This window comes from Streptomyces sp. NBC_00203 (assembly GCF_045206325.1).
GTDB classification, from domain to species: Bacteria; Actinomycetota; Actinomycetes; order Streptomycetales; family Streptomycetaceae; genus Streptomyces; species Streptomyces lutosisoli.
Window position 1 is genome coordinate 6,071,261 of sequence record NZ_CP108126.1, and the last position, 12,435, is coordinate 6,083,695.

6 protein-coding genes and 3 rRNA genes are annotated in these 12,435 nt (G+C 63.1%); 8 read left to right on the plus strand and 1 reads right to left on the minus strand.

The features are described 5' to 3' along the window. Positions 1–63 precede the first annotated feature (63 nt). Complete coding sequence (trpS, locus tag OG975_RS27180; protein WP_406332000.1) at positions 64–1,068, minus strand: tryptophan--tRNA ligase; 1,005 nt, start codon at positions 1,066–1,068, stop codon at positions 64–66. An 865-nt stretch (positions 1,069–1,933) separates the two neighbouring features. Here trpS and OG975_RS27185 point away from each other — a divergent pair. From OG975_RS27185 to OG975_RS27220, 8 genes are all read left to right on the plus strand, one after another. Further along, positions 1,934–3,459: ribosomal RNA gene (locus OG975_RS27185) — 16S ribosomal RNA — on the plus strand. Positions 3,460–3,776: 317 nt separating this feature from the next. Further along, positions 3,777–6,899, plus strand: a 23S ribosomal RNA gene (locus OG975_RS27190). 86 nt (positions 6,900–6,985) lie between these two features. Further along, positions 6,986–7,102 (plus strand): 5S ribosomal RNA (rrf, locus tag OG975_RS27195). The 16S, 23S and 5S rRNA genes sit together here, the layout of an rRNA operon. Before the next feature lie 81 nt (positions 7,103–7,183). Then, positions 7,184–7,828, plus strand: coding sequence for an HAD family hydrolase (locus OG975_RS27200; protein WP_406332002.1), 645 nt, complete (start codon positions 7,184–7,186; stop codon positions 7,826–7,828). Positions 7,829–7,962: 134 nt separating this feature from the next. Further along, a complete protein-coding gene (locus OG975_RS27205; RefSeq protein ID WP_406332003.1) occupies positions 7,963–8,721 on the plus strand; it encodes a VC0807 family protein in 759 nt (252 codons plus the stop codon). Positions 8,722–8,892: 171 nt separating this feature from the next. Continuing rightward, entirely contained in the window at positions 8,893–10,104 is a 1,212-nt protein-coding gene (locus OG975_RS27210; protein ID WP_406332004.1) for an MFS transporter, read from the plus strand. Beyond that, positions 10,055–11,227 carry an acetoin utilization protein AcuC gene (locus OG975_RS27215; protein WP_406332005.1) on the plus strand — a complete coding sequence of 391 codons (1,173 nt, stop codon included), beginning with the start codon at positions 10,055–10,057 and terminating at the stop codon, positions 11,225–11,227. Before OG975_RS27210 ends, OG975_RS27215 begins: the two co-directional genes overlap by 50 nt. 307 nt (positions 11,228–11,534) lie before the next feature. Then, a complete protein-coding gene (locus OG975_RS27220; protein WP_327430669.1) occupies positions 11,535–12,350 on the plus strand; it encodes a phosphatase in 816 nt (271 codons plus the stop codon). Positions 12,351–12,435: the final 85 nt, after the last annotated feature.

Here is a 12,435-nt window from a genome sequence, read left to right on the forward strand (position 1 = left end):
TGGAACTGAACGACGTGGGACCGGGCCCGCCCCGGCCCCACCGTCCTTCAGCCCACTGTTCTTTCAGCCCGCCGCCAGCAACCCGATCGCCCGATACGCCGCGTCCACCCTCGGCCTGGCCATCCCTCTGGCCTTCTCCGCACCGTCTCGCAGCACCCCCTCCACATACGCAGGATCCGCGCACAACTGCTTGTGCCTCTCCTGTACGGGCCTGAGGAGCTCGACCACGGCCTCGGCGGTGTCCTTCTTCAAAGCGCCGTACGACTCATATACACCGCTCAAGGCTTCGGGGTTCCCACCCTCACACGCCGCGAGAATCTCCAGCAGATTGGAGACCCCGGGCCGCGCCTCCCGGTCGTACACGACGTCCTGCCCGCTACCGCTGTCCGTCATGGCCCGCATGATCTTCTTCCGCACGGCATCCGGCTCGTCGAGCAGATAGACGACTCCCGGCCCGACGTCATCGCTCTTCCCCATCTTTGACGTCGGCTCCTGAAGATTCATGACCCGCGCCCCCACCTCCGGACGGACGGCCCGCGGCACCACGAACGTGTGCCCGTACCGCTGGTTGAACCGCACCGCCAGATCCCGGGTCAGCTCGACATGCTGCGTCTGGTCATCACCCACCGGCACCTCATCGGTCCCGTACGCCAGGATGTCCGCCGCCATCAGCACGGGATACGTCAGCAGCGACAGCCGAACACTCCCGCCCCGCTCCCGCTCGCGCGCGGCCTTCTCCTTGTACTGGATCATCCGCCGCATCTCCCCGTCGGTCGCGACGCACTCCAGCAGATACGACAGCCGCGCGTGCTCGTCCACATGACTCTGTACGAACACGGTGCACAGCTCAGGATCGAGCCCGGACGCCAGCAACAGCGTCGCCGCCTGCCTACTGAGCCTGCGCACCCGCCCCGGATCGTGGTCCACGGTCAGCGCGTGCAGGTCCACGACGCAGAACAGGGCGTCGGCCCGGTGCTGATCGACGACGGCCCACCGCCGTACGGCCCCCAAGTAGTTCCCCAGCGTCAGATGCCCGGTCGGCTTGACCCCACTGAAGATCCGCGTCATCTCTCCACCTTCTGGTCGAGGCCGCCGCGCCCGCCGGCCGGTCCTCCAGGAGGGAGACACAAAAACGGCCGCCGAGGCGGCGGCCGTTGAGTACATACGTGAGTACGGCCGCCGTCAGGCGGCCCACCACTGCTGGGTGCACGTATGCGTAGTCATGGCCCCGAGGGTACGCCTCCAGGGGCCACCCTGGAGCGGAGTTGACACGCCCCTACCCCGTACGTAGTGTTCTCCGAGTTGTCCGACGTGAGCGCCGACCCCGGTCGGTCCCCGGACAGCCACTCCGCAACAAGCACTCAACGAACGGCGACCCGTCGTCGGATCGTTTTCATGCGTGTTTGCGGAATGAGGAATCCGCGTTCGAAAGGACGCCACCCCGATTAGCTCGGGAGCCAGGAATCCGCTAAAGTCTCACTCGTCGGAACGGCCCAACAGCCGCGAAGACAAGCCCCGCTGACTGGGAATCAGGCCCGAAAGGATCTGATAGAGTCGGAACCGCCGGAAAGGGAAACGCGGAAGCGGAAACCTGGAAAGCACCGAGGGAAATCGGACCGGAAACGATCTGATAGAGTCGGAAACGCAAGAACGAAACAAAAACAAAGCAAGACCGAAGGGAAGCGCCCGGAGGAAAGCCCCAGAGGGTGAGTACAAAGGAAGCGTCCGTTCCTTGAGAACTCAACAGCGTGCCAAAAATCAACGCCAGATATGTTGATACCCCGTCTCCGGCCGATCGGCTGGGACGAGGTTCCTTTGAAAAAGTCCTGCCGGACGATGTTCGGTAGGCGCACAGCGAGGACGCTGTGAACCGAGGGGATTATTCCTCTCCTTGGTTCCGCTCTCGTGGTGTCCACCCGATTACGGGTAAACATTCACGGAGAGTTTGATCCTGGCTCAGGACGAACGCTGGCGGCGTGCTTAACACATGCAAGTCGAACGATGAAGCCCTTCGGGGTGGATTAGTGGCGAACGGGTGAGTAACACGTGGGCAATCTGCCCTTCACTCTGGGACAAGCCCTGGAAACGGGGTCTAATACCGGATAACACTTCTGCCCGCATGGGTGGGGGTTAAAAGCTCCGGCGGTGAAGGATGAGCCCGCGGCCTATCAGCTTGTTGGTGAGGTAGTGGCTCACCAAGGCGACGACGGGTAGCCGGCCTGAGAGGGCGACCGGCCACACTGGGACTGAGACACGGCCCAGACTCCTACGGGAGGCAGCAGTGGGGAATATTGCACAATGGGCGAAAGCCTGATGCAGCGACGCCGCGTGAGGGATGACGGCCTTCGGGTTGTAAACCTCTTTCAGCAGGGAAGAAGCGAAAGTGACGGTACCTGCAGAAGAAGCGCCGGCTAACTACGTGCCAGCAGCCGCGGTAATACGTAGGGCGCAAGCGTTGTCCGGAATTATTGGGCGTAAAGAGCTCGTAGGCGGCTTGTCACGTCGGGTGTGAAAGCCCGGGGCTTAACCCCGGGTCTGCATTCGATACGGGCTAGCTAGAGTGTGGTAGGGGAGATCGGAATTCCTGGTGTAGCGGTGAAATGCGCAGATATCAGGAGGAACACCGGTGGCGAAGGCGGATCTCTGGGCCATTACTGACGCTGAGGAGCGAAAGCGTGGGGAGCGAACAGGATTAGATACCCTGGTAGTCCACGCCGTAAACGGTGGGAACTAGGTGTTGGCGACATTCCACGTCGTCGGTGCCGCAGCTAACGCATTAAGTTCCCCGCCTGGGGAGTACGGCCGCAAGGCTAAAACTCAAAGGAATTGACGGGGGCCCGCACAAGCAGCGGAGCATGTGGCTTAATTCGACGCAACGCGAAGAACCTTACCAAGGCTTGACATACACCGGAAACGGCCAGAGATGGTCGCCCCCTTGTGGTCGGTGTACAGGTGGTGCATGGCTGTCGTCAGCTCGTGTCGTGAGATGTTGGGTTAAGTCCCGCAACGAGCGCAACCCTTGTTCTGTGTTGCCAGCATGCCCTTCGGGGTGATGGGGACTCACAGGAGACTGCCGGGGTCAACTCGGAGGAAGGTGGGGACGACGTCAAGTCATCATGCCCCTTATGTCTTGGGCTGCACACGTGCTACAATGGCAGGTGCAAAGAGCTGCGAAGCCGCGAGGCGGAGCGAATCTCAAAAAGCCTGTCTCAGTTCGGATTGGGGTCTGCAACTCGACCCCATGAAGTCGGAGTTGCTAGTAATCGCAGATCAGCATTGCTGCGGTGAATACGTTCCCGGGCCTTGTACACACCGCCCGTCACGTCACGAAAGTCGGTAACACCCGAAGCCGGTGGCCCAACCCCTTGTGGGAGGGAGCTGTCGAAGGTGGGACTGGCGATTGGGACGAAGTCGTAACAAGGTAGCCGTACCGGAAGGTGCGGCTGGATCACCTCCTTTCTAAGGAGCATCTAGGCCGCCAAGCTTTGCTTGGTGGTCCAGGGCCATTACGTCGGCACACGTCCGACGGTGGTTGCTCATGGGTGGAACGTTGATTATTCGGCCGGTTTCACGGGTCGGAGGCTGCAAGTACTGCTCGCAAGAGTGTGGAAAGCATGATCTCCGGACGGGAGTTGGTCGGGCACGCTGTTGGGTGTCTGAAGGTACGGCCGATTACGGCTGCCTTCAGTGCCGGCCCCAGTGAACTCCGGTGGTAACCGGGGGTGATGGGTGGTTGGTCGTTGTTTGAGAACTGCACAGTGGACGCGAGCATCTGTGGCCAAGTTTTTAAGGGCGCACGGTGGATGCCTTGGCACCAGGAACCGATGAAGGACGTGGGAGGCCACGATAGTCCCCGGGGAGCCGTCAACCAGGCTTTGATCCGGGGGTTTCCGAATGGGGAAACCCGGCAGTCGTCATGGGCTGTCACCCATACCTGAACACATAGGGTATGTGGAGGGAACGCGGGGAAGTGAAACATCTCAGTACCCGCAGGAAGAGAAAACAACCGTGATTCCGGGAGTAGTGGCGAGCGAAACTGGATGAGGCCAAACCATATGCGTGTGAGACCCGGCAGGGGTTGCGCATGTGGGGTTGTGGGATCTCTCTTTCACAGTCTGCCGGCTGTGAGGCGAGTCAGAAACCGTTGATGTAGGCGAAGGACATGCGAAAGGTCCGGCGTAGAGGGTAAGACCCCCGTAGTCGAAACATCAACGGCTCGTTTGAGAGACACCCAAGTAGCACGGGGCCCGAGAAATCCCGTGTGAATCTGGCGGGACCACCCGCTAAGCCTAAATATTCCCTGGTGACCGATAGCGGATAGTACCGTGAGGGAATGGTGAAAAGTACCGCGGGAGCGGAGTGAAATAGTACCTGAAACCGTGTGCCTACAAGCCGTGGGAGCGTCGGAGTGCATGCTTGCATGCACTCTCGTGACTGCGTGCCTTTTGAAGAATGAGCCTGCGAGTTTGCGGTGTGTTGCGAGGTTAACCCGTGTGGGGAAGCCGTAGCGAAAGCGAGTCCGAATAGGGCGATTCAGTAGCGCGCTCAAGACCCGAAGCGGAGTGATCTAGCCATGGGCAGGTTGAAGCGGCTGTAAGAGGTCGTGGAGGACCGAACCCACCAGGGTTGAAAACCTGGGGGATGACCTGTGGTTAGGGGTGAAAGGCCAATCAAACTCCGTGATAGCTGGTTCTCCCCGAAATGCATTTAGGTGCAGCGTCGTGTGTTTCTTGCCGGAGGTAGAGCACTGGATAGGCGATGGGCCCTACCGGGTTACTGACCTTAGCCAAACTCCGAATGCCGGTAAGTGAGAGCGCGGCAGTGAGACTGTGGGGGATAAGCTCCATGGTCGAGAGGGAAACAGCCCAGAGCATCGACTAAGGCCCCTAAGCGTACGCTAAGTGGGAAAGGATGTGGAGTCGCAGAGACAACCAGGAGGTTGGCTTAGAAGCAGCCACCCTTGAAAGAGTGCGTAATAGCTCACTGGTCTAGTGATTCCGCGCCGACAATGTAGCGGGGCTCAAGCGTACCGCCGAAGTCGTGTCATTGCAGCAATAGGGCCAACGCCCGCTGTGATGGGTAGGGGAGCGTCGTGTGCCGGGTGAAGCCGCGCCGGAAGGCAGTGGTGGACGGTTCACGAGTGAGAATGCAGGCATGAGTAGCGATACACACGTGAGAAACGTGTGCGCCGATTGACTAAGGGTTCCTGGGTCAAGCTGATCTGCCCAGGGTAAGTCGGGACCTAAGGCGAGGCCGACAGGCGTAGTCGATGGATAACCGGTTGATATTCCGGTACCCGCTGTGAAGCGTCAAACATTGAACCAGGCGATGCTAAGTCCGTGAAGCCGCCCCGGAGCCTTCGGGCAAAGGGGAGTGGTGGAGCCGACGGACCAGACCTGCAGTAGGTGAGTGATGGGGTGACGCAGGAAGGTAGTCCATCCCGGGCGGTGGTTGTCCCGGGGTAAGGGTGTAGGCCGTGCGATAGGCAAATCCGTCGCACATTAAGGCTGAGACCTGATGCCGAGCCGATTGTGGTGAAGTGGATGATCCTATGCTGTCGAGAAAAGCCTCTAGCGAGTTTCATGGCGGCCCGTACCCTAAACCGACTCAGGTGGTCAGGTAGAGAATACCGAGGCGTTCGGGTGAACTATGGTTAAGGAACTCGGCAAAATGCCCCCGTAACTTCGGGAGAAGGGGGGCCATCACCGGTGATTGAATTTACTTCATGAGCTGGGGGTGGCCGCAGAGACCAGCGAGAAGCGACTGTTTACTAAAAACACAGGTCCGTGCGAAGCCGTAAGGCGATGTATACGGACTGACGCCTGCCCGGTGCTGGAACGTTAAGGGGACCGGTTAGTCACTCTTCGGGGTGGCGAAGCTGAGAACTTAAGCGCCAGTAAACGGCGGTGGTAACTATAACCATCCTAAGGTAGCGAAATTCCTTGTCGGGTAAGTTCCGACCTGCACGAATGGCGTAACGACTTCTCGACTGTCTCAACCATAGGCCCGGTGAAATTGCACTACGAGTAAAGATGCTCGTTTCGCGCAGCAGGACGGAAAGACCCCGGGACCTTTACTACAGTTTGATATTGGTGTTCGGTTCGGCTTGTGTAGGATAGCTGGGAGACTTTGAAGCAGGCACGCCAGTGTTTGTGGAGTCGTCGTTGAAATACCAGTCTGGTCGTGCTGGATGTCTAACCTGGGTCCGTGATCCGGATCAGGGACAGTGTCTGATGGGTAGTTTAACTGGGGCGGTTGCCTCCTAAAGAGTAACGGAGGCGCCCAAAGGTTCCCTCAGCCTGGTTGGTAATCAGGTGTTGAGTGTAAGTGCACAAGGGAGCTTGACTGTGAGACCGACGGGTCGAGCAGGGACGAAAGTCGGGACTAGTGATCCGGCGGTGGCTTGTGGAAGCGCCGTCGCTCAACGGATAAAAGGTACCCCGGGGATAACAGGCTGATCTTCCCCAAGAGTCCATATCGACGGGATGGTTTGGCACCTCGATGTCGGCTCGTCGCATCCTGGGGCTGGAGTCGGTCCCAAGGGTTGGGCTGTTCGCCCATTAAAGCGGTACGCGAGCTGGGTTTAGAACGTCGTGAGACAGTTCGGTCCCTATCCGCTGTGCGCGTAGGAATATTGAGAAGGGCTGTCCCTAGTACGAGAGGACCGGGACGGACGAACCTCTGGTGTGCCAGTTGTCCTGCCAAGGGCATGGCTGGTTGGCTACGTTCGGGAGGGATAACCGCTGAAAGCATCTAAGCGGGAAGCCTGCTTCGAGATGAGTATTCCCACCTCCTTGAGAGGGTAAGGCTCCCAGTAGACGACTGGGTTGATAGGCCAGATCTGGAAGCCCGGTAACGGGTGGAGGTGACTGGTACTAATAGGCCGAGGGCTTGTCCTCAGTTGCTCGCGTCCACTGTGTTGGTTCTGAAACCACGAACAACCGTCGTAGCTATGCCACGGCTCCGGTTGACAGTTTCATAGTGTTTCGGTGGTCATAGCGTGAGGGAAACGCCCGGTTACATTCCGAACCCGGAAGCTAAGCCTCACAGCGCCGATGGTACTGCAGGGGGGACCCTGTGGGAGAGTAGGACGCCGCCGAACAAATTTTACAGAAAACCCCCGTACCGGGAAAACGGTACGGGGGTTTTCTGCGTTTGGGGTCACTTCGTTTTAAAGTGCAGCATGCGATACGACCTGGTGATCTTCGACAATGACGGTGTCCTCGTAGACAGCGAGCCGATCTCCAACACCATCCTGGCGGCCTATCTGACCGAGCTCGGGCATCCGACCTCGTACGAGGAGTCCATCAGGGACTACATGGGGTCCGCCATGCACCGTATCCACGAACTCGTCCAGGAGCGCAGCGGCAGGCGGTTGCCGGACGACTTCGACGACACGTTCTATGAGCGGGTCTTCGCCGCCTTCGAACGTGAGTTGGAGCCCGTTCCCGGTGCCGTGCAGGTCCTTGAGAAGCTGGCCGCGGACGGGGTGCCGTACTGCGTGGCCTCCTCCGGGAGTCATGAGCGGATCCGGGTGGGGCACCGGAAGACCGGGCTCGACCGGTGGTTCGACGAGGGGCGCGTTTTCAGTTCGCAGGACGTGGGGCGGGGCAAGCCGGCGCCGGATCTGTTTCTGCACGCGGCCGAGCGGATGGGCGTACTGCCGGAGAAGTGTGTCGTCGTGGAGGACAGTCCGCTGGGGGTGCAGGCGGCGAACTCCGCCGGGATGGACGTCTACGGGTTCACGGCCATGACACCCGCCGCCAAGCTCGCCGGTGCCACTCAACTCTTCGCCGACATGGGGGAGTTGGCTGACCTGCTCGTATGACGGCGCCCATGGCCCGGCACTGACATTTGTCATGCCGAGCTCCGGACGATCGTTTCTGTTGGCGGGTCGGGTCCGACCGCGAAGCTGAGTACATCGAAACGGGACGTACACAGCGACGACGGAGGGACCCGATCATGAGCATCACGGCCATCGAGACCAGCACCGAAGCGATCAGCACCGAAGCGATCAGCGTCGGGGCGACCACGGTCGAGTCGACCGCAGCCGTGAGCGCCGCGGACGTCGCCGCCCGGCCCAGCTTCCTGCCGCTGATCCTCGACGTGGCGGTGCCCGTCGGGTCGTACTACCTCCTGAAGAGCGGGTTCGGCATGAGCACCATGGCGGCGCTCGGCTGGAGCAGCGTGGTGCCGGCCGTGCGGACCGTGTGGAGCGTGGTGAAGGAGCGCAAGGCCAACGGGCTGGCCGGGCTCATCCTCTTCGTCAACATCGTCGGGCTGGCCCTCAGCCTCGTCGCCGGTGACCCGCGGCTGATGCTGGCCAAGGACAGCGGGGTCAGCAGCGCGATCGGCATCGGCATCCTGGTGTCGGTCCGGCTCGGGCGGCCGATGATGACGGCGGGTATGAAGCCGTTCCTCGTCAAGGGTGACACTGCCAAGAGTGCCGCGTGGGACCGGCTGGTCGCCGCCTCCCCGCGGTTCCGGAAGGCCGAGCGGACCTTCTCCCTCGTCTGGGGTGTGGCGCTGCTCGGCGAGTGCGTCCTGCGTGCCGTGGGCGCGTACACGCTGCCGATCGACACCATGGTCTGGCTCGGCACGGTCGTCATGGTCGCCTCGATGGTGCTGGCCTTCCTGGTCAGCGGGCGGCTGGCCGTCGTCCCGATGGAGAAGATGCTGGAGGCCGAACTTGCCGAGCAGGCCGCCGAGCAGGCCCGGTAAGGGCCCAGCCACTGAGCCGGCCACCGCCCCTCCGCAGTGCCCCAGCAGTGCAACGGCAGTCCCTCCGCAGCCAATCCGCAGTCCAGCCACACCGATCAACCGCAGAGCTGAGAGAAATTCATCTTCGGCTTGATCTACCCACGGGTAAGCCGGGGCCCTACGCTCGCCGCCATGACAGATGTGCTGCGGCGCGGTAGGGCCTCTTTGGCGTTTAGCTTCTTTGCTCAAGGCGCCACCTTCGCGCTGCTCGTGACGCGCATTCCGGCCATCCAGGACCGGTACGGGGTCTCCGACGCGCTACTGCCGGCGTTCCTGGCCGCCGTGCCGATCCTCGCCGGGGTCGGGAGCGTGACGACCGAGCACCTGGTCAAGCGAATACGGCCCAGCGTGCTCCTGCGCTGGTCCCAGCCCGTCGTGCTCCTGGCGCTGCTCGAGGTCGGGGCGGGGGACCAGCTGGTCGAACTGGCGGTCGCCCTAGGCGCCTTCGGGCTCGCGGTCGGCGCGCTCGACGCCTCGATGAACATGCTCGGGGTGAGCCTGCAACGGACGTACGGGCGCAGCATCATGCTCGGCTTCCATGCGGCGTACAGCCTCGGTGGGATCGTGGGCGCCTCCCTCGCGTGGGCGGGGGCGCACGGGCACCTCTCGCTGTTCACGTCATATCTGCCGGTCGTACTGGTGCTGCTGCCGGCGGCGTTCGTCGGGAGTCGGTGGTACGTCGACGGGGGCACCCCCGACGAGCAGCGCGATGCGGCCGAGGCCGGGCCTCTCGTCTTCAAGCTGCTGCTGCCGCTCTGTCTGGTGATGACGTTCGCGTACATCGGGGACTCGACCGTCTCCAACTGGAGCGCGAAGTATCTGCAGGACGTGCTGGGCAGTTCGGAGCAGCTGGCGACCGTTCCGTACAACGTCTACATGGTGATGACCCTGGTGGGGCGGGCTGCCGGAGACTTCGGGGTGCGGCGGTTCGGGGCGGTGGCCGTCGTACGGCTGGGGGCGGTTGTCGCGGCCCTCGGGTTCGCGGTGGTGGCGGTGGCGCCCGGGGCGTGGGTGGGGATGCTCGGGTTCACGCTGCTGGGCCTCGGGCTGTGTGTGATCGTGCCGCAGACCTTCGCGGCGGCGGGGCGGCTCTTCCCGGGTTCGTCCGACACGGCGATCGCGCGGCTGAACATCTTCAACTACGTCGGGTTCTTGATCGGTTCGCCGTTGGTGGGGGCGCTGGGGGATGCCTGGAGCTACCGCGGCGCCATGCTCGTACCGATGGTTCTGGTCCTGGTGACCTTGGGGTATGCCCGGTCGTTCGCTTCTCAACCGGACCGATACGGTGACGTGCATGAGCGGCCGCGCACAGCTGATGTGGGACGAGGCAGTAACGGGCTATGACTTCGGTCCGGATCACCCGATGGATCCGGTCCGGCTGGCGTTGACGAGGAAGCTCGTCGATGCCTTCGGGCTCGACCGTGAGGTCGACGTGGTCTCGGCGAAGCCCGCCGGGGAGTCGACGCTTCGGCTGGTGCACCGCGAGGACTATATCGAGGCGGTCAAGGCCGCCTCCGTGGATCCTGACGCTGCCGACACCTCGTACGGGCTCGGGACCATGGACGATCCCGCCTTCGCCGGGATGCACGAGGTGTCCGCGATGATCGCCGGGCAGTCGGTGGGCGCCGCCGAGGCGGTGTGGCACGGGGACGCGCTGCACGCTGTGAACTTCGCGGGCGGGCTGCACCACGCGATGCCGGGCGGGGCCTCCGGGTTCTGCATCTACAACGATGCCTCGCTGGCGATTGCGCGGCTGCTGGAGCTGGGGGCGGAGCGGGTCGCGTATGTGGATGTGGACGTCCACCACGGGGACGGGGTCCAGGCGGCGTTCTGGGAGGATCCGCGGGTCCTGACGATCTCGCTGCACGAGCATCCGCGGACGCTGTTCCCGCAGACGGGATGGCCGGAGGAGACGGGCGCCGACTCGGCCGAGGGCTCCGCCGTCAATGTCGCCCTGCCGGCGGGGACGGGGGACGCGGGGTGGCTGCGGGCCTTCCACTCGGTGGTGCCCGAGCTCATCGCCGACTTCCGGCCGCAGGTGCTGGTCACCCAGCACGGGGCCGACACCCACTTCGAGGATCCGCTGGCGCATCTCGCCGTGTCGCTCGACGCGCAGCGGGCTGTGCAGGTCGCTTGTCACGACCTGGCGCACGAGTACGCCGACGGGCGGTGGGTCGCGCTGGGTGGGGGTGGGTACGCGGTGGTGGACGTCGTGCCGCGGTCGTGGACGCATCTCGTGGCCATTGCGGCGGGGCGGCCCATTGAGCCCGAGACGGTGATTCCTGAGGGGTGGCGGCAGGATGTGTTTGCTCGTACGCGGCAGTTGGCGCCGGTGCGGATGACTGATGGGCGGTGGCCTGTGTCCTGGAAGGGGTGGGAGTCCGGGTACGACCCTGCGGACCGGCTCGACCAGGCGGTGTTGGCTACGCGACGGGCCGTGTTTCCACTACGGGGGTTGTTGGCGTAGGGGGTTTTCGCCCCCGCCGCCCCTACCCGTCCCATCCCGTTCCTGGGGGCTGCGCCCCCAGACCCCCCTAAAAGATTGCGCAGTTCCCCGCGCCCCTGAAGAGAGTCGCCTGCAGGCCGGTGGGGGCTGGTCGCGCAGTTCCCCGCGCCCCTAAAAACACGACCCACCCTCACCCGGTACGGCGACGCACCCGCGGTCGGCGACGCACGGCCCCGACCCACAACGCCACCGAACGCACTACGCCAACTGTGCGGCCTTTTCGGGATTTTCAGGGTGAACACCCGGCAAATGCGTCAGCATCGCTGACGTGTTGAGCACCGGAGCATTGCGTGCACACCTGTTGGCCGCCCGGTTGGCCGGGCCCGTGGCCACCTCGCGCGAGGAGAGTCTGCGCAGTTATCGGCTGTTCGCTGCCCGCGATCCACGTGTGCTGCTCGGGCTCGATCCCGAATGGACCTGGCAGCAGCGGGACTTGATCGAGCTGATGGCCGACAAGTGCGGGGTTTCGGCCGATCCGATGCACACGAGTGGGCATGATGTGATCGACCCGGAGCGGACCCTGGCGGCTCTCGACGCCTTCGCGGAACGGATCGGAGCGGCGGCCCGCAACCGTGACTCTGTGCTCCTCGGCACCGGCCACCCGCACCGACTGATCGGTTTCTACGCCGCCCTCGCGGACGCCCTGTCGGCGGCGGGGTGTACCGTCCTCACCCCCGCGAGGGGTAGCTGTGTCGACATAACGACCCGGTTCGGTCTACGCACGTACAACCTTGACTACGTACAAGGTGTCGCGCTGGTGCGCGAACCCGGCGTGCAGCCCACCGGTAGTGCGACCGGCGCGCACACCCACTCACCCCTCCCGGTTCGGACCGCTCTGGCCGCCGCCGCGGAGTCCGGCGGGCCGCTCCCGGAGCTGGTCATCGGAGACCACGGATGGGTCTGCGGAGCAGGTCAGCTGGGGTTTGAGGCGATGGGGCTGGCCGATACGGACGATCCTGCGCTCTTCGTCGGAGAGGCAGAGGGGCGCGTGTCCGTCGTCGTTCCGCTTGATGACGCTGTGCGGTCTGATTACTACCGACCGCTTACTCGCTATGTACTCAATCGAGCGTGTCTGTCACAGTAGGCGGCCGATGCCATCCCCTCTTCCCCACTCGCATCACCCGCCCCTACATTGGGGAGTGAGCACGCAACGACGAAGAGTCACCGGA

Coding starts and splice junctions, on each gene's coding strand:
- OG975_RS27205 (WP_406332003.1), top strand. CDS start 7,963: ATGAGCATCACGGCCATCGAGACCAGCACCGAAGCGATCAGCACCGAA.
- OG975_RS27210 (WP_406332004.1), top strand. CDS start 8,893: ATGACAGATGTGCTGCGGCGCGGTAGGGCCTCTTTGGCGTTTAGCTTC.
- OG975_RS27215 (WP_406332005.1), top strand. CDS start 10,055: ATGAGCGGCCGCGCACAGCTGATGTGGGACGAGGCAGTAACGGGCTAT.
- trpS (WP_406332000.1), bottom strand. CDS start 1,068: ATGACGCGGATCTTCAGTGGGGTCAAGCCGACCGGGCATCTGACGCTG.
- OG975_RS27200 (WP_406332002.1), top strand. CDS start 7,184: ATGCGATACGACCTGGTGATCTTCGACAATGACGGTGTCCTCGTAGAC.